Raw genomic sequence first — 24489 nt, 5'->3', positions numbered from 1 at the left:
ACAAACCAAATTACTCTTATCTTTATTTTTTTATCCTGTTGATTATGATTTAATTTTATAATTTTATCTCTCTTTATTTAACCTACTCACTTGTATCGTAAACGTAACTGAAAATACTATAATTCCTACTTCGCAGTACAGAAATTTCAGTTTATTTTTTATTCATTTCGTGATATATTGCATATTGTATACAATATATTTTCTGAAAGGAGGACTCTATACATGATGGATCCAAATCGTTTAAAAGGAATCATTATGGTTGTCATCGGTGCTTGTTTATGGGGCTTGTCCGGAACAGCTGCACAACAACTTTTTCAATATGACAATATTTCTACTGAATGGTTAGTTACAATTCGATTGCTTATATCGGGCGTTATCTTACTCATTATTTCATCATTCGGAACGAGAAAAAAAGAAATATTCAGCATATGGAAACAAAGATCTGATGCTACTAAAATGATATTGTTTGGCCTATTCGGTATGCTTGCTGTACAATACACGTACTTCGCTTCTATTAAAGAAGGAAATGCTGCCGTTGCAACATTATTGCAATATTTAGCTCCTATATTTATTACTGTATACTTACTTTTCAAATGGAACGTTCGTCCATCAAAAATTGATTTTATTTCAATTGCCCTTTCATTAGTAGGCACTTTCCTCTTACTAACAAACGGGTCTGTTCATAACTTAGCTGTTTCTACACCAGCTATCGTTTGGGGTATTTTATCTGGATTATCTCTCGCTTTTTATAGTTTATATTCAAAAAAATTACTAGATAGATGGTCTTCCTCAGTTATCGTTGGATGGGGCATGATTATTGGGGGTATGGGTGTAACGATTGTACACTTTATTACTACGAAAGAATTCATTTTATTGTCAACGATGAAATATGTAAAACTAAATACCTTACCGCTCATCACATTTGTCATCATTTTCGGAACACTCATCGCATTTTATTTATACTTAGACAGCATACGATACTTAACCCCGAAAGAAACGACATTATTCGGTTGTACAGAACCACTCGCAGCTATTATTTCTTCTGTATTTATATTACATGTACCATTTCAATCTTTTCAGTTATTAGGGGCCCTTTGTGTCATTGTAATGGTGCTTATCTTAAGCCAAAAACCGGATGAAGGGAAACCCGAATTAAAGCTTGTTCATGAGAAAAAGGAAAATATACAATGAAAGGATTGAATTCACTATGCCTATCCCTCAAAATAATAAAAAACTAGGAAGAGTTTCAGCAAAATCACTCGTTTTAAATCAACTACAAGATTGGATTATTGAAGGTGTACTGAAGCCCAATGAAAAAATTAATGATGGGGAACTGGCTGAAGCACTAGGAGTAAGCAGAACACCTGTAAGAGAAGCGCTTCAAATATTAGAGCTTTCTGGATTAGTGGAAATGGTACCTGGACAAAAAACAAAAATTGCTCCTATTCAGTTAGACGACATTCCGATCATTTATGAAACGATGGCTGGTCTTCACTCTATTATAGGAAAACAAGCACTTCAAAACATTACAGACGCTGATCTGAAGCTACTTTCTAAAATAAATGATGACTTTCAGTACTCTATAGAGAAAGAAAACACAAAACAAGCTTTACAACTAGATATACAATTTCACAATACCATTTCTTCTATTGCTAAAAATCAATACATTGAACCCTTTCTAGAAAATATGCAACTTCACGTTTTACGCCTTGAATATTTGTTTTTCCAAAACTTTGTTCCAGCAAGTCAATCTATTGAAGAACATCACTCTATCATTCAAGCATTACAGAAGAAGGATGAAAAACAAATGGAACAAATGATGACTCAAAACTGGCTCCGTCCAATGAAAGAAATACAAAAAATAATTTCTACGAAATAAAAAGAGAGCTGGCTACACAAAATCGTAACCAGCTCTCTTTTTACTAATATATATAGCTATGCCTGAATATCTGCATAATCTTCCATATCTTCGTACTCTTTTTCCAATTCTTCTAAAGACAGCTCGTATAATTGTCGGTCACGAATTTTAAACACACCTGCTCCAATTAACTCATCAATTAAATGCCTCTTACGATTTTCAACAGCAAAACGGAGTTGACTACTCATCTTTTAAAAAACTCCTTTCTACAATCATTGAAAATGATAATCTTTATCAATTACCACTTTTGATTATAAAAGATGACTCTTTATAAGTAAAGTAATTTCATGAAATATTTACCTTACAAAGTATTTGTGGCCACATTATATATATGTATGCCCTGCGAAAAATGTTATGACACTTTTTCTTATCCTTTTTCTTTCATACTTTGCAAGTTGTCTCATTATGATTAAATTCACCATCTATTTCTACTTGAATGGTGACATGTTCTACATGAAACTTCTCCTTTAATACATCCGTCGCCTCTTTTAATACACTTTGAGTTTCATTTCCTTTAATAATCAAGTGGCAAGTCAATACTTGAAAATCCGATGTGACAGACCATATGTGCAAATCATGAACTTCTTTTACAACCGGAATATTTAATAATGTACTTTTTACCTCTTCAACATTTATGTGTTGTGGTGCACCTTCCATTAATATATGAACCGTATCACGTGTTACACGCCATCCACTAATAATGACTAAAATAGACACAAGAATACTAGCAATCGCATCTGCAGCAGTCCATCCGAAAAATTTAATAAGTAACGCAGCAATTATCGCTCCGACTGACCCTAATAGATCGCCTAATACGTGTAAGAAAGCACTTCTTAAATTCAAATTGCCCTTCACATCTCCGCCTCGCATTAATATCCAAGCTGATAAAATATTAATAAGTAGACCAAGTACAGCAATAATGAGCATCCCATTACTAGCAATCTCAACTGGCTCTTTAAAACGGCGAATTGCTTCAATAAAAATGTATACTGAAATGACAATAAGAACGACACCGTTACATAATGCCGCTAACATTTCGACTCGCTTATATCCATATGTTTTTGCAGTTGTTGCTGTTTTTTCTCCAAGCTTAAACGCAAGTAAACTTAGCGCTAACGATACCGCATCACTTAGCATATGCCCCGCGTCAGATAGTAGTGCTAAGCTATTTGTTACAAATCCCCCAATAACTTCAGCAATCATAAAACTTGTTGTTAGTAAAAATGCAAGTAATAACGCTTTTTTATTATTAGAATTACCATGATTATGTGAATGTCCCATACTAAGGCTCCTTTAAGGATAATATCTGTACATTAGTATGAAACAAACTCCCCATCTTTATCCCGCTTCCTCTGTATACACACTTCGCTACATTTCAAACAAGTCCTTTTTCTCAACAAAAAATAAGACTACTTCTTTTTCGGCTTCATATTATTTACTAATGAAAGAATTTTTAAGGAGGTTACGAAAATGAAACGTTTATTTCTCTGTATGGAACGTGAACTTGTTGTAGTGAAAGAACGATATGGTAACTATGAAGCGGCGTATCACTTACAAAATATGCAACCTACCTGTATCGCTGTTGATCCATTTCAAAAGAATCGTGTATATTGCGGCACTTTTGGACGAGGTCTCTGGTTAAGTGACGATAGCGGAGATTCATGGAGACCAATTGGAGATTCTTATCGTTACTTTGATTTTCCAAAAGAAGATGGTATTTTACATTCTTCGATCACTTCCATTACGATAAGCCCGAATGAACAAGTTAACGGATATGGCGTCGTTTATGTCGGCACAGAACCGAGCGCTTTATTCCGTTCAGAAAATGGTGGGGAAACGTGGACGGAACTAAAAAATATGAAATCATTATTATCTTCTTATACGTGGGCTTTCCCGCCTAGACCTTTTACTCATCACGTACGCTGGATTACAGTTGATCCAAACAATCCAAATACAATCCACGTTTCAATTGAAGCTGGTGCTGTTATTCAAAGTAATGATAGAGGGCATACATGGATGGATAAAAAATTCGGTGCTCCTATCGATGCTCATCAATTGCTTATGCACCCTGAAGCTCCAAATCGCCTTTATGCATCATGTGGTGACGGATTTATGGGCGGACCTGATCGCGCATACCTCGAAAGTTATAACAGCGGAAACAGCTGGATTTCATGCAGCGAAGGACTTGAACATCATTATTTATACAGCATGGCTATCGATCCAGCTGATTGTGATACAATTCTCGTTTCTGCCGCACCAAGCGCTGACCTCGCTCATCACCGTATTCCTTATGAATCTTATATTTATCGTAAAACGAAAGATACTCCGTTCCAGCAAGTACAGCAAGGTCTACCATCAGCAATCGGTACAGTCATTTCAATGTTTGCGACAAATCCAGCAGAACCACATACGTTTTACACTTTAAATAACAATGGCGTATTTCAATCCACTGATAGCGGCGAATCGTGGGAACAGCTAAACATTCCATGGAAAGATGAGTATAAAACACAACACCCGCATGCTTTACTTGTTACTAGTTCTTAAGGAGAAAAAGACTGCCTAATCGTTTTAGGCAGTCTTTCTTTTATTTCTTTAAATCAATTACGATATCATCTAATACAATATCTTGACTTTTCGCTTCTTTTTTCGGTACTTCTATTTTCTTCTCTTTCCCATTCACATACTCCACTCCACCATGATTTTCAGGTGTATGCACTCGTAAGTGTACGCGAGGTGTAACGATAAGTTTTGTTGCATTTTCATTTAACTTTTGGAATGTGGAACTCCAACTACTTTTGTGCGGTTCTGCTACTGTACTACTTCCGCCATTTCCTTCACCTGCATATTTATTTCCTAGATCATCTTTTATTTCTAATTCCACATCAGCGCTATCCCATATACTTCTTAATACTTTAGATTCTTCCTGATTGAAAAAAACGATAAATGACATCGGAGTTACTTCCATTTTGTCTATATTTACTTTTATTAATTCATTTTCAGAAACCCCATTAACCTTTACTTCTTTACTATCCATTGCTTTTAAACTAAGTGCGAAATTCCAGTTTCCCTTTATTACATTACCTTCATAATCCAACTCAATTGCCTCTATATCCCACCAAACATTTGCAACATCTAATCTTTCACTACCATGACCACTCATCGTAGTCATACCTACATATTTCCCCTCTCCAACTTTTGTAACGTTTGAACTACCTCCTCCGCCATTAAAGCCCCTAACTTGCGGACTTCCAAATGGGAACGGCTTCTCTCCTAAATCTTTTTCGCTTTCAATAGAATATGTGATTGTAATTGTTCTACCATCAAACACAGCATCATTAATGGTAACCTTAACCCCATTACTCTCTCTCTTCATATTCAATTCAGTCGAAAACTCTTTATAATTTTCATATAACCCTGTTCTACCATTATCTAAAAATCGGAATATATCACCTACAATTGGCAATCCTCCTGCATATGTAGGAAATCCGATACCAAGCGTTGCAACTGATAATCCTACTAAAATAGATGCAGCAGCAACGCCTTTTTTCCAACTTTTCATCTTTTTCTTCGTACGAATAGATTGTTTTAAGTTGCGCTTCACTTTTTCTTTTTCAATTTCAGAAGCCTCAATTTCCTCAAGTTCTTTTTCATCTATATCAATATCATTTAATAGTTCATAAATGTCTTTCATATTGCACTACCTCCAAAACTAATATTCGTAGCATTTTGTTGTAGTTTCTTTTTCCCGCGGTACACTCGATTATCGATCGCTGCCCGGGTTAACCCTAACTTGTCACCTATTTCCTCTGTCTTCATACCGAGTAAATATTTCATAATGAATACTTTTTGATCTAGCGGTTCTAATTGATTAATAAGCTTCAATAATTCTTCTCTATCTTCCATAACAATTAATTCATCTTCCGCTGACTTTTCCGTACTAATATGAAACTCATCCGAAATAATTTCTACTTTTTTAGTTGCCTTCCGGTAATAATCAATTGCTTTAAACTTCGCAATCGCTGCAATCCATTTTTTAAAATCACTCGGCCCTCCATGAAACTTATTTGCATTATTCCAAATGGAAAGAAATATATCGTTTATACATTCCTCTATGAGTCCATCATTTTGAACTGGAAAAAGAACTTTATGCGTGATTCCCTTTATGAGTGGTAAATATGTATCGACAACAAATTCTAGCGCATCTTCTTTTTGCCGCTGTAATCTTTTTATAAAATTTTTCTCATTTGATTTCATGTAGCGATTCCCCTTATTTTTTTGTAAAAGCTTTTACACCCTATATAACGTCTAGAAAAAATTTTTCTCTCATCTTTTTATTATTTTTTGTATGTAATGGAATACTTTCCCTTAGCCATTGTCTCACATAACTATGCATCCAAAGAAAATTTTCTCAAGTCTGCAATTTGATTCATGTAGTACACTATTTATATAGTCACTCTTTAACTTAGTGTACATTTTATTTCGTTAATCTACTTTTAAAAATTAGGAGATGAGATGTGTATGTGTGGAATTACAGGTTGGGTAAATTGGAATAAAGATCTTTCCAATGAACATGTTATTTTAGAAAAGATGGCAAATAGCATTCAGCATCGTGGTCCTGATGCTGAAGGATTTTGGTTTTCACCTCGCGCGGCCTTTGCACACCGGCGTTTAATTGTAATTGATCCAGAAGGCGGGACGCAGCCGAAGACATTTCGTGCTGGTGATTATACGTATGCTCTTACTTATAATGGAGAAATTTATAATTTTCGTGAGCTGAGGGAACAACTTCAAAGATGCGGTCATTCATTTGAAACGCATTCAGATACAGAAGTGTTACTACATTCGTATTTAGAATGGAAAGAAGACTGCGTACAACATTTAAACGGCATTTTCGCTTTCGCCTTATGGGATGATCAGAAGCAACAACTGTTTTTAGCACGTGATCATTTAGGCGTAAAACCACTCTTTTATACAGAAAGAAATGACAGCATTATTTTCGGATCTGAAATTAAAGCATTATTAGCGCATCCATCTGTTCCTACTGAAATTGATGCGGATGGCATAAATGAAATATTTGGATTAGGCTTATTTCGAACTCCAGGATGTGGCGTCTTTAAACATATTGAAGAAGTGCGTGCTGGACATTCTATAACATTTACACGTGATAAAAAAGTAGTTACGAAGTATTGGAATTTAGAAAGTAAAGCTCATACAGACTCTACTGAAGATACAGCATCACATATTTTATCTATTTTACAAGATACAGTAAAAAGACAATTAATTGCCGATGTTCCTCTCGTCTGTATGTTATCAGGAGGATTAGATTCTAGCGGGATTACTGCACTAGCGGGGAAAGAATTTGCTGCTGAAAATAAAACACTTCATACGTATTCCATTGACTTTGTAAATAGCGCAAAAGATTTCGAACTGACATTTGCTCGCACTGGTTTAGACGCTCCTTGGGTAAAACGCGTTTCTGAACATGTAGGGACATCTCATCATGATATTATTGTGAATGCTGAAGAATTAGCAAATCACTTATTCGTTCCCCTCCGTGCAAAAGATTTACCGAGTGCTGGTGAAATGGAAACTTCACTATATTTACTATTTTGCGAAATGAAAAAAGATGCGACCGTAGCTTTATCCGGCGAATCTGCTGATGAAGTATTCGGTGGATACCCTTGGTTTCATCAAGAGGAATTACTATATGTAGATAAGTTTCCGTGGCTAACAAATTGGAAGAATACATCTCCTCTTCTACTAAATGAAGTAAGTAACCAATGTAATCTAGAAAACTATATTGATACACGATTCCAAGAAGCGATACTTGAAGTACCTACTCTTGAAGGCGAAAGTAAAAAATCCGCGAAACAACGTCAAATGTTTTATTTATTTTTAACGAGATTTCTTCCATTCTTACTTGACCGTAAAGACCGTATGAGTATGGCTGTAGGATTTGAAGTTCGTGTACCGTTTTGCGATTATCGATTAGTTGAATATTTATGGAACGTTCCTTTCAACATAAAAAGCATTGATAATATTGAAAAAGGCATTTTACGTAGAGCATTAAAGCCTGCTTTACCTGACGATGTACGGAATAGAAGAAAAAGTGCGTATCCAACTTCACAAGACCCACATTATTTACAAACAATCCGTCATTTATCACTCGACATGTGTAGTAATAAAAACAATCCTATTTTCTCACTTATTAATCATTCCACATTACTTGCTATTGCCAATCAAAGTAATAAAGAAATTAACAATTTCGAAGCAAGAAGTGCTATGGAGTATATGCTACAAGTAAATGAATGGTTAAAAACGTATCACATCCATATTGCTTAAAAAAAGGAGTTCAAGGATAAAAACCTTGAACTCCTTTTATATTAATTAGCACATCGTTTATTTTCAGTGTCAATGGACCATCCAATAATTGTGGCACAATCTCTACCTTTCCACTGCAGTACATTTGTTAATACTGGCTCAATCTGTAAGCAACTTCCGTCGTGTAATATTTCTATTAAAGATTGGTCATCATCAAACCTTCGTTTATCACACTCTAAAATACCGTCCGTTGCCATTACGATGTGATTCATTCCTTTTTCTAATCCTCTTACACCTGACGTAAAGCAAGGTGTATTTGCTGCAAAAATATTTTTCCTACCAATATATTCGTAATTCTTCCGTTTATTTAATCGCCCTTTACCATTCTTCGTTTTCTCAGAATGGAATAAATATGCGAAGCAATCACCAACTGATAACCAATATAAAAATTCGCCTTTTCTCAAACAAATTAAACATGCAAGTTCTTCATCATCTTGATCACATTTTTCAATAAATAACTCATCTGTAAATAACGCTAATAAGTACATATGTGTATGATGAAAAGCTAAATGTATCGGGTAGGAAAATAACTCTTTTAGTTTCTCTTTTCTTTCTGAAATGGCTTCTATTATATAATCAATATTTTTTGTTTTGTGGTGTGTATCAAAAATCATAACAAATTCAAATTGTAATTCCGGATCCCACCAAGCAAGCACCGCATCTCCTCGTTCATATGCATCACTCTCTTGATTTCCCCCATATACGCCGACTGAAAGAGGACCACATTTTTCAACATGTATTTCATCTACATACATCTGTTCATGACTCATCCATTTGAATGTATTCACAGCTATCATCCTCTCTCTTGCTGAATGTATACCTTTACACATAGATTACCTTATATTTCAATAAAAATAAACTTTTTCAACATTTTTTATCCAAATAAAAGGATTTTACTTCTTTAATAGCGAATATATCTTATTATACGACATAAAAACAGGAGGATTTATTATGAAAGACATCAATCAGCATTGGGAGAGCATTTATTATCACTTACGATACGAATATGAAGACAACCTTTCCCATCAAGCTATTCGTATTTTACAAATCGTTTCTCGTGAGAAAGATATAACAATTGGAAAAGTCGCTACTGAGCTTACTCTCTCTCATAACACAGCTTCTGAACACGTAAAGCGCCTTATTCAAAAAGGGTATATCATGAAAGAAAGAAACAAACAAGATGAAAGAGTTGTGAACCTTACTTTAACGAAAGAAGGCATTGAAGTATTAGAAAAGCATACTTTACTAGATAAAGAAAAGATAAAAATATTAGAATCGCAGTTATCGAAAGAAGAACAACAATTAATTGAAAAAGCTTTTTCATTATTAGCGAAGGAGGCAAAGTATGCATTTCCTCGTTAAAGTAATCGTTTCGGCACTTATTATCGGTGTTATTACTGAAGTAGCTAAACATTATAGTACGATTGGCGGGTTTATTGCTGCCCTTCCTCTCGTAAGTTTACTGAGCCTATTTTGGATTTCTTTCGAAGGCGGGAACAAACAAGAATTAAGTCAATTTGCTATAGGTGTATTATATGGATTTCCTGCATCCGCACTACTATTATTTATCGTCTATATTGGGTTAAGAAACTCATTTTCACTTAGTACATCTGTCCTGTTCGGTATAGGGGTTTGGTGTATTGTTTTTGCTTGTCAAAAATTACTTCAATCTTAGTTAGGAGGGTTTACTATTTATAAATTTGTAGAGGTATTGGGGCAAACTATAGAAGTATATATGAAAGGAAGTAGTAAACAAACTGTAGTCATTCAAACCGGAATGACTTGCTCATTTTATGATTGGCTTCCTATTATAGAAAAGCTTTCACAGCACTTTACAGTCGTTTCCTACCATCGCCCAGGTTACGGAAAAAGTGAGCTAGGGAATCATTCACGTACTACATTACAAACAACAAAAGAACTTCATATGTTACTACAAAAACTAGATATTCACGAACCAATCATTCTAATCGGTCATTCCTATGGAGGTTTATGTGCACAACATTTTGCGATGTTATATGAAAATAAGCTACAATCACTTATTTTAGTTGATTCTACTTCTATGAACTTACACAGATTAGATGAACTTCATTTACCAATTTCTGATCAGACTGATTCGGATGATATGTGGCTTCAAAAATATAATACCTACTCCAAAATGGATGTAGAGATGCTTTCTAATGAACTAAAGACTATGCTAGCCGATCAATCAAGACAGCAAATTGAATTTTCTACCTCTCCTACATTATATAAAGCGACAGCTTCTGAACTATCGGAGTGGAAAAATTGTGCTCGCTCAATAAAAGAACTCTATAAAACAATAGAAGTACCTTTAATCGTTATCGGTAGAGACCCTCAATATTCTATTACTCAGTTGACTGAGGACGGCATGCAAAAAGAGGAAGCGACACAACTTGAAGCAATGTGGCAAGAACTGATTCATGAACAATTACAAATCTCAATAAACAGCCAATATATACTTGCCGAACATGCTGGTCATGGTATAGAAAATGATCGACCAGATATTATTATTGAAGCTGTTCAATCTGTACGAATAAAAAAAGGAAGCAACTAAAGCTGCTTCCTTACTTATCTATTCATAATCTTCTTCATCATCGATTTCTTCGTAATACGCATTCCCATTACTTACATATATAGGACCATTCGCAACGTCAATACGTAATACCCATGCCCATGGCACAGCTAAACGCTTATGTATTGCTCGCCAAAAGCTCATTGATTTTCTTTCGTACTCCTGGAACTCCTGAAGTAACTCTTTGTAGGAGGAACCGTCTAACTGAATATTTGCTTCTAACAAACGAGAATGGGCATAGTACTGCAGCTCTAGTTCAGCAGCAATTTCCATTTCTTCTTCCGTTGCCATACCAATAATTGTTCCATCTGGTGGTACAATTTCATATACGTTGTGAACTTCAATAAGCCCTTCTTTCTCTTTCTCAAACATGTAAACAGCCTCCTTTAACATATTTTTTATGTTACAAAGTCATACTTCTACAATAACTTCTCTCTTTCCTCTTTTTTTGATAAACTTTTACAAATTATTTATCTGATAATCTGTAGACTGTATTCTTTCAGCAGAAATGAAACAATTATTATCAAAAGTTAATTTATACACGTCAGGCATATGAAGGGTTTTCCAAAACTGAAGATCATATTTCGAGTCAAAATAATTCATAAGTAATACCATAATATTCCCATGAGTTCCTATTACAATATTCTTATCTTCATATTTTTTTAATATATTTTGAATACATATTACAGCACGCCTTTGCGCTACATCATTCGATTCTCCGCCTTCGTATGCAAAACTCCAATCTTCCCACACATTCTCGATAGCATCATTAAAATCTGCTACCGGCTCTGAACTTAATAACCTTTCTCGTAAATCTTCTTCTATTTGTATCGATACATCATATGTATTCGCAATTCCTTGTACAGTTTGAATTGCTCTTTTGTACGGGCTAGAAATCACAACATCAATATGTTTATCTTTTAATAAGCGTGTTACATTCTCTGCATCTAAGTGCCCTTTTTCAGATAAAGGTCGCTCCCGTTCTTCTTTTGTATAGGTAGAATGGGCATGGCGAACGAAATATATTGTTGTCATTTATTCATCTCCTTTTTCCGTTTCTACCCAAATTCAATACATTATCATCAAATCCCTTTACTTTTACAATAAGTGCCGCCAAATTTAAATGTTGATTTTCATATTAATAAAAAGGAAACACCCCATATGGTATTTCCCTCATTTAAAATAGACTACATTCAATTAAATACTTTATCAATTTTATTTCTGTCGTATTCTAGGTGGTCTAAGTTCTAAATTTGGAAACGTTTCAAGCATATACTCCTTCAACCTCATCTCAACACCTACCTTTAATAGCATCTTGTTTACATAATAAAATTATTCTATTATAATTTATTTCTAAACTCCTCACTTGTTATAATATCTCGAATAAAATAGTCTACATTATTTCTCAACTTTTGATATGCAATTTGATCTTCTATACCGTTAAACATAATGACAGCTTCTACTTTATTCCCTTTCTTATCTGTAGTATACAAGCTTTTTGTCAATACGAATGCGGTAGAACCACCTTTTTGACCAGCATATTCGAACTTATTATTTTTAACTGTTCCTTTGAAAATGTTCTCGATTTCTTCTTGCATTGATTTTGGAAAATACTTTCTACTATTTATCTTTTCCATTATACTCATATAATCTTTAGCATTTGCACCCACTAATCGATCTGACCAAATTCGCTGAAATTCCATATCTACCTTTAATGGGATATCCCGCTTTTTCCATTCTTCTTCGTCTTTCATCCATTCATGTATTTGTAACACATGTTGATTATACTCATCCTGTGACATGTTACGTATCTTTTCTAACGATTGATTTTCTGGCTCATGAAGCTCTTTTTCTACATACCCTCTCATATATAATGAAGCAGTATATGAAGAGAACTTGTCATGACTGGTAAGCTCTAACTCTTTTATACTTTCATTTACTCTTTCTATTCCAAGCTTATCTAACAAATATGTTGTATTTGCATTAGAACTATAATGAATCATGCCTTTAGCTACTTCTTCTAAAGTAATCTGTCCATTTTTCACGAATTCTCTCTCTCTAGCATCTTCTAACCAGTCAGGATGCGCTCCACCATCAGTATCTTTAACGTAATATTTATCTAACTCGTACAATGAAATTTGTTCATCTCGACTTATTTTCCCTTCTGATACTTGCTTAGCAAATTCAACTGCTATTACGATTTTTGCCATACTTGCTAATGGTAATTTTACATTTTCATTTATAGATGTTACTACTTCCCCATTTTTCCTAATTAATAATGAATATGTTCTATCACCTTTATGCTCTTTTATGTACTGTAATACGTAATTAGGGTCTTCTTTTGACAAATAGTACTTCATAATAAAAAAGAAAGCTATACCTATAATTTTTAATATGTTCACAATATGCCCCCTCTACTACATTCCCTTCTATATCATAATTATAACGAAATATATTACAAAATTATACAAAATAGAATAAATCTTCCTAAAAAAGAAAGAGTTATTCTATTTCACATGGTGTTATTTGTCCATTTAACGTAACTACTATATTTGACTCGTCACTTTCTTTAACGCTACTTATACGATTTGAGTTAGGGGGACCAATTACAACTGACTCCTTAATTGGCGAAAGGTCCTTCTCTAATTTTTCTGCACTTACACCATATGCAGCTTGAAATACTTCTGGCGGTGTTAATCTAAGTATGTCTGATCCTTCTGCTGTTTCAAACTGATCGTTATTAAAGAACAAATGTAATTGCACTTCTTCTGTTACCGCTGTGATCCAATGCCACCATCCCATTGGAATAAAGACAGTTTGCCCCGCTTTCATATGATAATTTTGCAATTGATTCGTTTCCGGATTTAAGATGGATGTAACTGCTTCTCCTGATACAACAACATCCAATTCCCACGCATTCGGATGCCAATGTGGTTCTCGCATATGCCCTTTTGTCATAAATAAATCAACAAACGCACCACCTATCATCGCTGGTAACTGCGTTGACGTAACTTCATATGCAACGTTTTTCTCATTCCTCTTAAAAAAGATATTTTTTCGTGAATCAAAGAAAAGATTTGGAGTTCCTGAACTTTTCTTTAAATTTTTATCCTTTTCGGCAAGAAGACTCCATCTGATTTGTTTTACGGCTGAAACCCAACAATTCAGGTGGAGATGAATTGCCGTCAGCAGGTAGACGAAACAATTTTGTTTCTTTTGTCTTACGATATAACCTGCCCTAGATAAGGAGGAAATATATTGTAGGATAACGAAAATAGATAATGATAATCATAATCATTTGTCTGCTTGAACCAAAAGAAATTAACAGGTACAAAAATATGGCTTTCCTAAAAAAACACAATCTTAGGAGAAAAATAATTGTAATGAACTCTCTAAGAAAGGTCGTGAAAACAATGGCTAGAAAGAAAGCAGTGAAAGTATTACGGAAACAAAATAAAAGAGAAACGATGCAACGATTCACGCAGAAACAGAATATCGGACGAGCTTGCCTGACTGCAAAAGAATTTCGTTTACTTAAGCGCATGTCGCATAGTTCAAAAGCACTGCGAAATGTTGGGTTGTACACGATAAAACAAAGTTATTTGAACCATAACAGGGTGGCTACTGTAAAAGAAGTGGACAATGCCATGCAGGCTGATATGAACTACTCGGGCGTTCAATCAAACTCTGTTCAAGCGATTCGTAGAGCCTTATTTACAGAAGTGAAGAGCTTTTTTAAAGCGTTGGAACAGTGGAAGAAACATCCTGATAAGTTCACAGGTCGTCCGAAGTTTCCGAATTATTCTCGTTCCACTGACAAACGAATCATTGAAATCTATCAAGTGCCAAAAGTGGATGAGAACGGCTATTGGATCATTCCAATGAATGTTGCATTTAGAAAAAAATTCGGTTCCATTCGAATACGTATGCCTAAAAATTTAAGAAATAAAAACATCTCCTACATTGAGATTGTACCGAAGCAAAAAGGTCGGTTCTTTGAGGTGCATTACACATATGAAATGCACGTTTCTCAAATGAAGAAACAACCCATGACTACGAGTAACGCTTTAGGTTGCGATTTAGGTGTAGACAGATTAGTAAGTTGCGTGACCAATACAGGTGATGCCTTCTTAATTGATGGAAAAAAACTAAAATCCATTAACCAGTACTTCAACAAAACGATACGTAATCTACAACAAAAAAATGTGGAAAATGGACTTTCAAAACGAATTGTAACGAACAAAATCGCTGCACTTTGGCATAAACGAGAACGACAAATACATGGTTACATTGCACAAACGGTAGGCTTGTTGTTCAAAAAAGTGAAAGAATTCGATATAGATACGATTGTTGTAGGGTATAACGCTGGTTGGAAACAGAAATCTCATATGGGGAAAAAGAATAATCAAACATTTGTTCAAATCCCATTTGAGAAATTGATTGCGGCAATTGAGAATAAATGCATAAAAGAAGGCATCCGCTTTTTCAAACAAGAAGAAAGCTATACTTCAAAAGCTAGTTTTCTAGACAAAGATCCGGTTCCAGTTTGGTCTAAGGATGATAGAACGCAGTATCGCTTTAGTGGCAAACGAATTACGCGTGGTCTATATCAAAGTAAAGCAGGAACATGTATCCATGCTGATATGAATGGTGCGCTGAATACATTGAAAAAATCAGGAGTTGTAGAATTGGATGACAATCTCAAAGTGAAAACGCCGATTCTATTAGAAGTGCAAAAACGTAAGGCTGTTGCTTCGCGCATAGCTTAGTGGGTGCGTCAACCATCTATGTGTACTCGACTCGTCGGGGCTTGTAGCAAACGCCAGATTCATCTGAGTGGTGGCTTCTTCCTCAAGGGAGAACTGCTCTTTTTCGAAAGGGTGGTGCAAGTGGGAAAACAATCGTTCGTTGCCAGTACCAACCAAAAACATACTTGGGGTGTCACCATAAGGTGGCATGAATGCTAGAGCGTCAAACTGTCTAGCGATAGACGAAAAGACCTAGTGTTCTAACTCAAGCCCCCACTGAAAGGCTTTATCTCAGCGGGGTAGTTGACTATCTGGAACATAACCTGAACTACTCATTTTATTGTAAATACAGATTTGCAGACATTCAAAAAACTTGTAATGTATCGTGAAGAGTTAAAACAAATATCTAATGAAAAACTTGAAAAAGAATTGATAAAGAGTACGGAAAATGAGGCGAATTTTATGGAAAGGAAAAGTGGTATTGATAAAATTGACTACAAAGAAATAAAAAAGAAGATATGGATGAAGAGGATATCAAAAGATTCGATGAAAAATATAATAAAGATTGGACAATAGTAATAGCTAATTACGGAAAATTCTTTGAACAACTTGATACTACTGTAAAAGCTGGATCTATTTTAAGTTTTTATTTTTTCAAAAAAACTGATGGTGAATATTATATGGTTTCTAATGATGGTGGTAGCATTAATCAAGTTATTAAACATGGAAAAGAAGATGTATATATAATACAGTTTCTTAATTTTGATTACTTTAAGCCGTATTCTCTTCTCATTAATATCAAGTTAAATGAAAATAATGTTATTAAAAAACATAAAGTTTTCATTTCACTAAAAAACAATAGAGTTGTTTAAAAATACTCTTTAAACAACTCTAATTTTCAAAATTATTCTAGCAGTTTCTCAACTTTATCATCATCGATAAACCTAATCTTTTTATAGTAAGGATTTCTTCTAAAACTACTATAATACTTCTCTCCCAGAGACTTACTAATTATAGTTTTTTCAAAAATAACATTTTCTAAATCACAATTATCAAAATCTATATCTAGTAAAATTGCTTCAGAAAAATTTGCACCTTGTAAATTACAATTTTGAAAACTTACTTTTTTTAATGTAGAATGAGAAAAATTACTCCCATTCATTATCGAATTATCAAAACTTACATTTTCAATAAAGGCATCTGAAAAATCTCCCCCTAAAAGATAACTATAGGAAAAGTCTGTATTTATCATATGTGAAAGCACAAAACTTGTACCCCTTAAATCCGCCTTATTAAAATATACTTCTTCTAATACAGCTTCCTGCCACGTTGTCCCCTGTAAATTAGACTTTTCAAAGTAAGAGTCAAAAATATCTGTACCATTAAATACAGCTGCACTGAGTTCTGAGTACGATGCATCGAAACCTTGCAGTGTTTCCGCTTCAAAATTTAGTCCTTCTGTATTTTCACAATTAGACATATCCATACCACACAACAATGTGCTCCCCCACTCGGGTGTGACATGTCCAAAAACAGTATTTGAAATAGCCATTTCTTCTACAAATGGCTTTATATCAACTTTATTAATTAAATCAGCATATTCATCGATACCTCGCACTAAATTATTAATAGCAAATAAGGAAATCCATTTATCTATGGGTAGATATTCATTATTTTTAATACCCTTCCGAATTAAAACTTCTGAATTATATATATTTTGTTTTTGATCATAAATAGGAACCGTATAAGAAGTCTCATCTTCTATCAGATGCAAACAAATTTCTTTTACTTTTTCTATATCAGTTTTATAGAGTCCCCAATTATCAATAGCTTCCTGTGGAGGCTTATTCCTATTTAATACATCTGGATTAATCCAACGCTCTCTAAGTTTATTTGAGTTAAGAAAATTTGGATATTCATCAATTATCATCGAACCTATTAAAGGAAAAATTTGATTTCTAGAATTAATGTTCTCTTTATTTTCAGTATTAATTGAACTCCAAAATATTGATAGTAACCCCTGAAAAAATCGCATTGTTTGAGTTGTTGGTATCCCCAAATTGAGTTTCATCCTAGTTTGCTGAATATTTTCGTCCTCTAATGCAGCATATATTAACACCTTAAGGTAATATTCTGCTAATAGAATTTCTGCAAAAGATTGGTGTTTAAAATAAAAATACTCTTTATTCTCTCCAAAATATGATTGTGAATAAAAGTGATGGTACTCTGCTTTATGCTCTTCTTCTGTTTCCATCAAAATTTTAGATAATTCTTTTACCTTAAGGACATTATCTTCATTTATATGTCTTTTAAATTGCCAATTTACGGCCGAGGCGTGGAGTATATTTCTATGCTTTAATTCCTCAATGACCTTGTACTCATGAAATAATGAGTCATCTTTAATATACTTCGCTTCTTTCGTAAGTAAATTGATAAATGATATAAATATACTTAACTTATTATCAATTTCAATTCTTTGATTCGCATATACAAGTTTATATAGCATATAGGCAAATATGGGACGAGAAATTTCTTCCATACCCACAATAGACTGTCTCAGCAAAAATTCACTTATACTCCAATCCATTGTAATTAATTGAATCACCTTCACTCCAAAATTATTCTCACGAGAGACGGGTTTATCTAAATTAATCACTTTTTTGAAAAATAAATCAAAATCTGCTTTTTCAAATCCAGTTAAATTTATATAATACTCATTATCTTCTTTATCCCTATACGGTGCATACCTACTGATAAACTTATTTAAATGACTAATGGGTCTAGAAGTTAATATAATTTTATCCTTATTATATTTTAATCCATTCCTTGTTAATATTGATCTCGCTGAATTAAGTACTTCATCCAATTTATCTCCTGTCAGCTCTCCACTTTCATCGAGTGAATCTATTAAAAATAAAAATTTAGTATCTTTATATTTTTGTTCTTTCAAATCGATATTATAAAGTCTTTTCATATATAAATATATGCAACCTAAATCTGTAAAATCCTTATAATCAATATACCATCGTAGATTAAAATAAATGGGAAAATACTCTTCTTCTCCTTTTAAATAACTTAAAGCATATTTTTTAGCTGAGTATTTCAAAAAAGATGATTTCCCTTTACCAAAATCCGCTATTAAAAATGCTATTTTAATTGACTTGGAATAATTTATTTCTTTAAAGTATTCTTCTAATAATTGTTCAACTGGAATTGGAAAATCATATCCTGGCTTTTTTTGTCCTATTATGGAGTAATATTCCGGTTCATATTCAGTATCTTGAAAATTATTTATAGCATATTCATCCAATCTTTTCCATTTCGCTAATGTCTCAATGTAAGGTATTTTTTCGTCTCCTTCATAGCCTATAACCCCTAACGCGACCATTTCCTTCAAAAAATTTTCTTCTTCCAATGAAACAACTTTACTGGTTGATATTTCTATACCGCTTTCAAATAAAAAATCGTATGCTTTTCTGAAAGATACAGCACCTAACGTATTACCTTTAAGCTGCTTCAAAATAACCCCTACAATTTTATTTCCAACAATAACCGGTGATCCAGAAGCCCCGCTATAATTTAATTCAAGCCCTGCCTGTAAATGCAAATCATAAATCAAAACATTTTCTTTTACCGTTGTGTCTAAAATTGTACCATTAATTTTAGATCCATTGGTAAATATATCCTTAACATAACTGAACGATCTCCAATCACAAATTTGTAAATCCCAGCTAATATTTAGTTCTAATTCGTACGAAACCTGTACAGAATGATTTAGTTTTAATATGGCAAGGTCGTATTCACTAGATTTCGCTATACACTCTGCTAGGTAATATTTATCCTCATTTTTATCTATATATACTTTGATATTTGATAATTGGTCCTCTAAGTTATGTAAAGCTGTTAAAAGGGTATCTTCCTTTATTAAAAAACCAACCCCTATCTTCCCTGCTTCAATACAAAATATCCAATCTCTAAGTTTTTCTTCTGACATATTTTTCACCTTTAATCAATTTCAATAATCAATACTTGTTCTTTTTCATTAATCACCACTTCATATCCATGTTCTTCCATTAATGTTTTATCAAGAATTGGAGCTATTTTTTCCAAAGGGTAATTAAATACTAAACTTTTCTTAGTCATTTCATTACTTTTTATAATTCTTGCTAATGTCTCTAGATGCGGATGACCATGTTGACTGCCATCTGTTGTTATTAAGTATTTTTTTGATGACAACAGATTATATAATGATAATCCATTATTATATTTACTACCATGATGTGATATTTTAACTAAATCTAAATTTTTTAGAACCTTTGGCGGTAGATGCTTAATAGTACTTTCTAACACATCCGAATGGGTATCGCCCATAAATAGTAATTTTTTTTGTCCGATTTCTAATAAAATTACTATTGAGCTACCATTTGTCACTGATTCATCTGGAAAGAATCTTTCGTTACTTAATTTATCAATATTAAATTTTGCTGAAGCTATATCTTCCGCCTCTTCACCTGTACTTTCATTTTCTTCAAGTAAAATACCTTCAAAAATATCTTCGAAAATAGAATGATTCTGAATTAGCTTATCATACCCCTTACTTCTTAATTCTTTCTCCCAATAATTTTTTAATTTTTCTAATGCATCATAGGTAGGAGACAATAAAGTAACTTTGATATCATCCATTATAGTAATAGGGTTAAAATCTTTAATAAATATTGATTGATTTCCAAATGAGGAATTCCAACTATACCCTCCTTTTAAAATCAATGATGCAAAATGAGAGCCTTGATTAACACTAATATCTTGCGCTTCTAATTCCTCATCTTCGTCTAAGTGCTGTGTTTCAACTCTTATATTATTTAAAATACTAAGGTCTACTTTGTTTAAAGATTCATCTTGAATATCTCTATATAAGTTCTTAAAGCTATTATGCCAAATTTCATTAATTTTAATTATTTTACTATACTGATTAGAACCATTTTCTTTTAATAAATTTATCGCTCCTGTTATGTGATCAGCATCTACATGGGTAATTATTAGTAGGTCAATTTCTTCCCCCATTTTTTTCAATTCTTTCAAACGTGGTTTTAAGAATTTTTTATAAGTCTTAGCTAACCCACAATCAATTAAAATATTTTTCGCTTTAGCTCCTGGTTCCTCGATTCTTAATAACATACAATCCCCATAAGAAGCTGGAAATACTTCTACAAATACCCTTTTCATTTAAAAACCTCTCTTACAGATTAATTTTCAAAATACGAATATAATTTACCGATTCAAGTTGATAATGCATCACCGATAATTATAGAAACCAAAGCAAATAATCAATGATTCTTTATAGTTTCAAATACACCTTGAGGAGTTAAGTGGTGTAACTCAACATATTTCTGTTCATCAAAAACTTTCGCTTCTTCTGCTCCACCCATAAAATCTTTTTTAATGATTCTATTTAATTCAATTAATTGTTCCAGTCTTGGATAATCCGCATAGCCAGCATAAATATCCACTAAGTTCCGAGCTAAATCAAACTTCTGTGAATCATGGATAGCCGTTTCCTTTACTCCCAGCACACGAAATCTATGCTCTATTGCTTGAAATCCATTGTTAATGTCACGCATATTCCAATGAACTCAATTAAAATTCACCTAGCATTACTTTTCTAACTCATCATAATGACTTTCTATCTCCGTTAATACCCCTTTCTTTTCAGAAACTTTATGAATAAACAATGTTTCAGTTTGTCCAATATAAAAAAACGAACTGCAATAGATAAAATCCTAGGTTTGTCCATCATTTATGTCGTAAAAACTCTCACATAAGTAGTGAATAATTAATAGGTTAGATGTATTTTCTACTAGATTATGAGTTTCATTTAAAGTTTTATATCGCTTTGCTACCCTCTATTTAGTATTCGCCATCATTTCCCCTCAAAATAAAAAACATCCGTTCGTTTATTTTTATTATAAGCGAACGGATGTTAAACGTTCAAATTTTAAACAGCTTTATTGTCACAATACATTTATCCCTCTTTTCCACTCCGAACATTTCGGCTTTCACACTGTATCGTATGGAAAAAATGTATGAATGTGCCTATCATTCACATAACAAAAAAACATGCCTCATAATGAGAACATGCTTTGTGATATCCTTCACATTATTTAGCTAAAAATAAACTTTTTACTTACCATGATGTAACATTAAATCACTAAGTTCTTCTTCAATGTGATTTAATTTCGCAACGCCTTCTTTCCATTTATGAATATAACGTGAAACCCCAACAAAAAACAAAACGATAATTGTGGAAAGAATAATACCATATACGATTGCTACAGTACTCATAGTTACACTTCCTTATAATTAGTAATGTGGTTATTAGTTATATTTTTATTATAAACCTTTTTCTTTTAAAATACTTCAATTTCAACTTTTTGTAACAAAATTGATTTTTCTAATAATAGTACATAACATTATAATACTAGAAGAAATCTCTTTCTGATTCCTTCTAGCGTTATAATTGAAAGAACTAAAACTCTCATTCATAGTCCTTTTACTTTACACCGACTGAAACTGTTTCTGGCAATGTGCTACCACCATCAATGACAATGTGTGTACCTGTTATGTAGCTTGATTCATCGGATGCTAAAAAACCTGCTAACTGACCTACTTCTTCAATTTTCCCTAAACGTCCTAAAGGAACACCTGAAGCAATTCCATCGATTACATTACTCGGCTCATTTGGATCAGATTCATTTGCTATTTGCTCTGCCATTGGTGTCATAATGTAACCTGGACAAATTGCGTTTACAGTAATATGATGTTTTGCAACTTCTCGTGCTAATGCTTTTGTAAATCCCCAAATTGCTGCTTTCGTCGTTGCATATGCAGTTTCACCTTCATCAGCAACCAATGTTCCTGTTACAGAAGACATATTCACAATCTTTCCGTAACTTTTCTCAATCATATATGGCAATACCGCTTTAGAAAAATTCCATACCCCATTAATATTTACTTGAAATTGAAAATCACGCATTTCATCTGACATATCTAAAAAATTTGCAAGTCGAATAACACCGGCGTTATTTACTAACACATCAATCTTTCCGTACTTCTCATATGCATCTTTCACTACTTCTTTAACAGCATTCATATCAGCTACATCGACTACATAACTCGCAGCATCTAACCCTTTACTTACGATATTTTTGGCAGTTTCATGAACTGTCTCTGAAATATCAACAAGTAATACTTTCGCCCCTAGCTCTGCAAATACATGTGCAATTCCAGCTCCGTTCCCCATCGCAGCTCCTGTAACAAAAGCGACCTTACCATCTAATTTCCCCATTTTATAACCCCCTTATAAAATATATAACGTCTTTACATTTTTATCATACCAAATATTCCCTCTCATTCTTTACAAAGCTCCATTTGTTAAAAAACGTTCAAAAAAAGAAAATTTTTCACAAATTATACAAAAGTTCACCATATGTACTATTATCATATGAGTTATATTATTTAATAGGAAAAAGGGGATGATATACTATGACGATTTGGTTTATTGTTATGTTAGTTGTATTTGGGGCATTTAAAATTATCGTTTCGAGCCTTCCTAACACTGTTATTGAATCCATTATTAGCAAGTACGAAACACATCCGCAACTGGAAGAAGAGAATGCGACTGTTACAATCAATGGAAATAACTTAGAAGGCGAACAAAAATCCAAAATTATTCATGATTTTAACGAAGGTTTATTTTTAGATCGCTATTACGCACCGCCACATAATGAGGGTACGCCTCTAATTATTAATGCAAAACGTGGCAAAAAAGATTTTACATTTTATATTTATAGTCATGAAGAGCATGTTGATGTTGTAAAGCAATATAAAAAGAAGGTCGTTGCTTATAGTTTACGCTCTAAAAACCTTCAAAATAGTGATATGTTCGTGTCAGCTGATTTAGCTTAATACTCATATATAAAAAGGAATCCATGGCATATGGATTCCTTTTTACTATTTACTGAAAAATAAGCTCTGTCTTCAAACTATCTTTTGGTAACAGCCATCCTTTTTGTTCTAAACTCTTCATTAATAATTCTCTTTTTTCTTTTGCTATACTTTCCTCATTTGTTTTAAACGACACTTCTATTACGAAATCATCTTCTATTTTCCCTGTATTACTTAGTGGCCAAACTTCAATATTCGTTTTACTATTTTCAAACTCCCCTGTATACCTTTTCATTAATACCGGACCGTAAATACGGGAATCCCTTAACATCTCTTCTCCCCAATTCGTATACAACCATTTGTTCATTTTCCCCGGTAACTTTTCTACTAACATGTTTTGAGCAGCTTTTTCGTTTGGTAAATCAAGTACTCCATATCCTTTCGCACTGTAACTTTTCTTATTTGAAATACTTAACGTTTTCTTTTCAAATCCCCAGTCTATTTCCGCCTCATAACTATCCGTATTACTATCGAATCCTTCTTTTTTAGCTACTTCTAGTGCATCTTGAATTACACCATTTGGAATAGGATATCTTTTTTTATATGTTAGCTCAAAATCTTTACTAAATTCTTTCTTTCGTATTCTGGCAAACCAGCCTTCATTACTTAAATTTTTATTTGCAGTATCTAAAAACTGTACTTGTATTCTTTCATAATTTGTACCAGCCTGGAAATGCTCTAGTACATCTTGCTTCATCTCTTTGTTAGGACCTAGTACTTGTTCTGGCTTTAATAATAACTTCACTTCAAAACTAGGTGTCATTGGACTAGCGGCAAATCCTTCCTTAACGTTATAAAGGAAACAACAAAAGAAAATACTTACGAATACAAATACGCTTTTCATATACCTA

At 33.3% G+C, this 24489-nt stretch carries 25 protein-coding genes; 10 read left to right on the top strand and 15 right to left on the bottom strand.

Annotated features, from left to right (window positions below):
* Positions 1 to 225: 225 nt before the first annotated feature.
* Positions 226 to 1191, top strand: a complete 966-nt coding sequence (locus tag MR070_RS06385) for a DMT family transporter (protein WP_044790530.1) — start codon at positions 226 to 228, stop codon at positions 1189 to 1191.
* A gap of 16 nt (positions 1192 to 1207) precedes the next feature.
* Positions 1208 to 1879: a GntR family transcriptional regulator gene (locus tag MR070_RS06380; protein WP_014481626.1), complete on the top strand. Its 672-nt coding sequence runs from the start codon at positions 1208 to 1210 to the stop codon at positions 1877 to 1879.
* A gap of 56 nt (positions 1880 to 1935) precedes the next feature.
* On the opposite strand, the gene fbpA is transcribed toward MR070_RS06380, so the two are convergent.
* Together fbpA and MR070_RS06370 are read right to left on the bottom strand one after the other, a co-directional pair.
* Positions 1936 to 2106 carry a Fur-regulated basic protein FbpA gene (fbpA, locus tag MR070_RS06375; protein ID WP_000098301.1) on the bottom strand — a complete coding sequence of 57 codons (171 nt, stop codon included), beginning with the start codon at positions 2104 to 2106 and terminating at the stop codon, positions 1936 to 1938.
* Positions 2107 to 2299: 193 nt separating this feature from the next.
* Positions 2300 to 3199 carry a cation diffusion facilitator family transporter gene (locus tag MR070_RS06370; RefSeq protein ID WP_000510077.1) on the bottom strand — a complete coding sequence of 300 codons (900 nt, stop codon included), beginning with the start codon at positions 3197 to 3199 and terminating at the stop codon, positions 2300 to 2302.
* Between the two features lie 189 nt (positions 3200 to 3388).
* On the opposite strand from MR070_RS06370, the gene MR070_RS06365 reads away from it, so the two are divergent.
* On the top strand, positions 3389 to 4462 hold the full coding sequence (locus MR070_RS06365; RefSeq protein ID WP_044790524.1) for a WD40/YVTN/BNR-like repeat-containing protein: 1074 nt from the start codon (positions 3389 to 3391) through the stop codon (positions 4460 to 4462).
* 40 nt (positions 4463 to 4502) lie between these two features.
* On the opposite strand, the gene MR070_RS06360 is transcribed toward MR070_RS06365, so the two are convergent.
* Together MR070_RS06360 and MR070_RS06355 are read right to left on the bottom strand one after the other, a co-directional pair.
* Positions 4503 to 5609 carry a DUF4179 domain-containing protein gene (locus MR070_RS06360; protein ID WP_242260812.1) on the bottom strand — a complete coding sequence of 369 codons (1107 nt, stop codon included), beginning with the start codon at positions 5607 to 5609 and terminating at the stop codon, positions 4503 to 4505.
* Positions 5606 to 6172 (bottom strand): sigma-70 family RNA polymerase sigma factor, encoded by a 567-nt coding sequence (locus MR070_RS06355; protein ID WP_242260810.1) that lies wholly within the window; start codon positions 6170 to 6172, stop codon positions 5606 to 5608. The genes MR070_RS06360 and MR070_RS06355 overlap by 4 nt, the downstream gene beginning before the upstream one ends.
* A 264-nt stretch (positions 6173 to 6436) precedes the next feature.
* On the opposite strand from MR070_RS06355, the gene asnB reads away from it, so the two are divergent.
* Positions 6437 to 8260, top strand: a complete 1824-nt coding sequence (gene asnB, locus MR070_RS06350; protein WP_242260808.1) for an asparagine synthase (glutamine-hydrolyzing) — start codon at positions 6437 to 6439, stop codon at positions 8258 to 8260.
* Between the two features lie 41 nt (positions 8261 to 8301).
* Here asnB and MR070_RS06345 read toward each other — a convergent pair whose 3' ends face one another.
* Positions 8302 to 9129, bottom strand: coding sequence for a PP2C family serine/threonine-protein phosphatase (locus MR070_RS06345; RefSeq protein ID WP_016717104.1), 828 nt, complete (start codon positions 9127 to 9129; stop codon positions 8302 to 8304).
* 121 nt (positions 9130 to 9250) lie between these two features.
* Here MR070_RS06345 and MR070_RS06340 point away from each other — a divergent pair, with 121 nt between their 5' ends.
* From MR070_RS06340 to MR070_RS06330, 3 genes are read left to right on the top strand one after another with little or no spacing between them, the layout of a single operon-like run.
* Positions 9251 to 9661, top strand: a complete 411-nt coding sequence (locus MR070_RS06340; RefSeq protein WP_000651931.1) for a MarR family winged helix-turn-helix transcriptional regulator — start codon at positions 9251 to 9253, stop codon at positions 9659 to 9661.
* Entirely contained in the window at positions 9645 to 9974 is a 330-nt protein-coding gene (locus MR070_RS06335; RefSeq protein WP_000545635.1) for a DUF3147 family protein, read from the top strand. The genes MR070_RS06340 and MR070_RS06335 overlap by 17 nt, the downstream gene beginning before the upstream one ends.
* Positions 9975 to 10010: 36 nt before the next feature.
* Positions 10011 to 10871 carry an alpha/beta fold hydrolase gene (locus MR070_RS06330; RefSeq protein WP_000531706.1) on the top strand — a complete coding sequence of 287 codons (861 nt, stop codon included), beginning with the start codon at positions 10011 to 10013 and terminating at the stop codon, positions 10869 to 10871.
* 18 nt (positions 10872 to 10889) lie between these two features.
* On the opposite strand, the gene MR070_RS06325 is transcribed toward MR070_RS06330, so the two are convergent.
* From MR070_RS06325 to MR070_RS06310, 4 genes are all read right to left on the bottom strand, one after another.
* The gene (locus MR070_RS06325; protein WP_000461775.1) at positions 10890 to 11261 is read right to left on the bottom strand and encodes a hypothetical protein; all 372 of its coding nucleotides are present in this window, start codon (positions 11259 to 11261) and stop codon (positions 10890 to 10892) included.
* Between the two features lie 87 nt (positions 11262 to 11348).
* The gene (locus MR070_RS06320; RefSeq protein ID WP_138322214.1) at positions 11349 to 11924 is read right to left on the bottom strand and encodes a histidine phosphatase family protein; all 576 of its coding nucleotides are present in this window, start codon (positions 11922 to 11924) and stop codon (positions 11349 to 11351) included.
* A 305-nt stretch (positions 11925 to 12229) separates the two neighbouring features.
* Positions 12230 to 13291, bottom strand: a complete 1062-nt coding sequence (locus MR070_RS06315) for a serine hydrolase (RefSeq protein ID WP_396021572.1) — start codon at positions 13289 to 13291, stop codon at positions 12230 to 12232.
* 100 nt (positions 13292 to 13391) lie between these two features.
* Positions 13392 to 14027, bottom strand: coding sequence for a cupin domain-containing protein (locus tag MR070_RS06310; protein WP_200152513.1), 636 nt, complete (start codon positions 14025 to 14027; stop codon positions 13392 to 13394).
* Between the two features lie 275 nt (positions 14028 to 14302).
* Between MR070_RS06310 and MR070_RS06305 the strand changes: the two genes are divergently transcribed.
* Together MR070_RS06305 and MR070_RS06300 are read left to right on the top strand one after the other, a co-directional pair.
* Positions 14303 to 15658 (top strand): RNA-guided endonuclease TnpB family protein, encoded by a 1356-nt coding sequence (locus MR070_RS06305; protein ID WP_042513585.1) that lies wholly within the window; start codon positions 14303 to 14305, stop codon positions 15656 to 15658.
* Positions 15659 to 16155: 497 nt separating this feature from the next.
* Complete coding sequence (locus tag MR070_RS06300) at positions 16156 to 16509, top strand: hypothetical protein (protein WP_042512952.1); 354 nt, start codon at positions 16156 to 16158, stop codon at positions 16507 to 16509.
* Between the two features lie 32 nt (positions 16510 to 16541).
* Here the strand turns inward: MR070_RS06300 and MR070_RS06295 are convergent, their stop codons facing one another.
* From MR070_RS06295 to ucpA, 5 genes are all read right to left on the bottom strand, one after another.
* Entirely contained in the window at positions 16542 to 19631 is a 3090-nt protein-coding gene (locus MR070_RS06295; RefSeq protein WP_052494326.1) for a pentapeptide repeat-containing protein, read from the bottom strand.
* Positions 19632 to 19642: 11 nt separating this feature from the next.
* Entirely contained in the window at positions 19643 to 20860 is a 1218-nt protein-coding gene (locus tag MR070_RS06290; protein WP_052494327.1) for a ComEC/Rec2 family competence protein, read from the bottom strand.
* Between the two features lie 101 nt (positions 20861 to 20961).
* Positions 20962 to 21255: a hypothetical protein gene (locus MR070_RS06285; RefSeq protein ID WP_233774824.1), complete on the bottom strand. Its 294-nt coding sequence runs from the start codon at positions 21253 to 21255 to the stop codon at positions 20962 to 20964.
* 559 nt (positions 21256 to 21814) lie between these two features.
* Positions 21815 to 21976, bottom strand: coding sequence for a hypothetical protein (locus tag MR070_RS06280; protein ID WP_000108701.1), 162 nt, complete (start codon positions 21974 to 21976; stop codon positions 21815 to 21817).
* A 208-nt stretch (positions 21977 to 22184) separates the two neighbouring features.
* Complete coding sequence (gene ucpA, locus MR070_RS06275; RefSeq protein WP_042512953.1) at positions 22185 to 22979, bottom strand: SDR family oxidoreductase UcpA; 795 nt, start codon at positions 22977 to 22979, stop codon at positions 22185 to 22187.
* Positions 22980 to 23176: 197 nt separating this feature from the next.
* Here ucpA and MR070_RS06270 point away from each other — a divergent pair, with 197 nt between their 5' ends.
* Positions 23177 to 23599, top strand: coding sequence for a YfmQ family protein (locus tag MR070_RS06270; protein ID WP_242260806.1), 423 nt, complete (start codon positions 23177 to 23179; stop codon positions 23597 to 23599).
* Between the two features lie 49 nt (positions 23600 to 23648).
* On the opposite strand, the gene MR070_RS06265 is transcribed toward MR070_RS06270, so the two are convergent.
* The gene (locus MR070_RS06265; RefSeq protein WP_000843592.1) at positions 23649 to 24482 is read right to left on the bottom strand and encodes a hypothetical protein; all 834 of its coding nucleotides are present in this window, start codon (positions 24480 to 24482) and stop codon (positions 23649 to 23651) included.
* Positions 24483 to 24489: the final 7 nt, after the last annotated feature.

Origin of the sequence: Bacillus cereus group sp. BfR-BA-01453, assembly GCF_022662915.1 — a bacterium.
GTDB classification, from domain to species: domain Bacteria; phylum Bacillota; class Bacilli; order Bacillales; family Bacillaceae_G; genus Bacillus_A; species Bacillus_A paranthracis.
Note: the sequence above shows the minus strand (reverse complement) of the source record. Positions and strands in the feature narration are given on the sequence as shown.

Excerpts from the sequence above, each read along its gene's own strand:
- MR070_RS06385 (WP_044790530.1), top strand. The coding sequence starts at position 226 with ATGGATCCAAATCGTTTAAAAGGAATCATTATGGTTGTCATCGGTGCT.
- MR070_RS06380 (WP_014481626.1), top strand. The coding sequence starts at position 1,208 with ATGCCTATCCCTCAAAATAATAAAAAACTAGGAAGAGTTTCAGCAAAA.
- fbpA (WP_000098301.1), bottom strand. The coding sequence starts at position 2,106 with ATGAGTAGTCAACTCCGTTTTGCTGTTGAAAATCGTAAGAGGCATTTA.
- MR070_RS06370 (WP_000510077.1), bottom strand. The coding sequence starts at position 3,199 with ATGGGACATTCACATAATCATGGTAATTCTAATAATAAAAAAGCGTTA.
- MR070_RS06365 (WP_044790524.1), top strand. The coding sequence starts at position 3,389 with ATGAAACGTTTATTTCTCTGTATGGAACGTGAACTTGTTGTAGTGAAA.
- MR070_RS06360 (WP_242260812.1), bottom strand. The coding sequence starts at position 5,609 with ATGAAAGACATTTATGAACTATTAAATGATATTGATATAGATGAAAAA.
- MR070_RS06355 (WP_242260810.1), bottom strand. The coding sequence starts at position 6,172 with ATGAAATCAAATGAGAAAAATTTTATAAAAAGATTACAGCGGCAAAAA.
- asnB (WP_242260808.1), top strand. The coding sequence starts at position 6,437 with ATGTGTGGAATTACAGGTTGGGTAAATTGGAATAAAGATCTTTCCAAT.
- MR070_RS06345 (WP_016717104.1), bottom strand. The coding sequence starts at position 9,129 with ATGTGTAAAGGTATACATTCAGCAAGAGAGAGGATGATAGCTGTGAAT.
- MR070_RS06340 (WP_000651931.1), top strand. The coding sequence starts at position 9,251 with ATGAAAGACATCAATCAGCATTGGGAGAGCATTTATTATCACTTACGA.
- MR070_RS06335 (WP_000545635.1), top strand. The coding sequence starts at position 9,645 with ATGCATTTCCTCGTTAAAGTAATCGTTTCGGCACTTATTATCGGTGTT.
- MR070_RS06325 (WP_000461775.1), bottom strand. The coding sequence starts at position 11,261 with ATGTTTGAGAAAGAGAAAGAAGGGCTTATTGAAGTTCACAACGTATAT.
- MR070_RS06320 (WP_138322214.1), bottom strand. The coding sequence starts at position 11,924 with ATGACAACAATATATTTCGTTCGCCATGCCCATTCTACCTATACAAAA.
- MR070_RS06305 (WP_042513585.1), top strand. The coding sequence starts at position 14,303 with ATGGCTAGAAAGAAAGCAGTGAAAGTATTACGGAAACAAAATAAAAGA.
- MR070_RS06300 (WP_042512952.1), top strand. The coding sequence starts at position 16,156 with ATGGATGAAGAGGATATCAAAAGATTCGATGAAAAATATAATAAAGAT.
- MR070_RS06295 (WP_052494326.1), bottom strand. The coding sequence starts at position 19,631 with ATGTCAGAAGAAAAACTTAGAGATTGGATATTTTGTATTGAAGCAGGG.
- MR070_RS06290 (WP_052494327.1), bottom strand. The coding sequence starts at position 20,860 with ATGAAAAGGGTATTTGTAGAAGTATTTCCAGCTTCTTATGGGGATTGT.
- MR070_RS06285 (WP_233774824.1), bottom strand. The coding sequence starts at position 21,255 with ATGCGTGACATTAACAATGGATTTCAAGCAATAGAGCATAGATTTCGT.
- MR070_RS06280 (WP_000108701.1), bottom strand. The coding sequence starts at position 21,976 with ATGAGTACTGTAGCAATCGTATATGGTATTATTCTTTCCACAATTATC.
- ucpA (WP_042512953.1), bottom strand. The coding sequence starts at position 22,979 with ATGGGGAAATTAGATGGTAAGGTCGCTTTTGTTACAGGAGCTGCGATG.
- MR070_RS06270 (WP_242260806.1), top strand. The coding sequence starts at position 23,177 with ATGACGATTTGGTTTATTGTTATGTTAGTTGTATTTGGGGCATTTAAA.
- MR070_RS06265 (WP_000843592.1), bottom strand. The coding sequence starts at position 24,482 with ATGAAAAGCGTATTTGTATTCGTAAGTATTTTCTTTTGTTGTTTCCTT.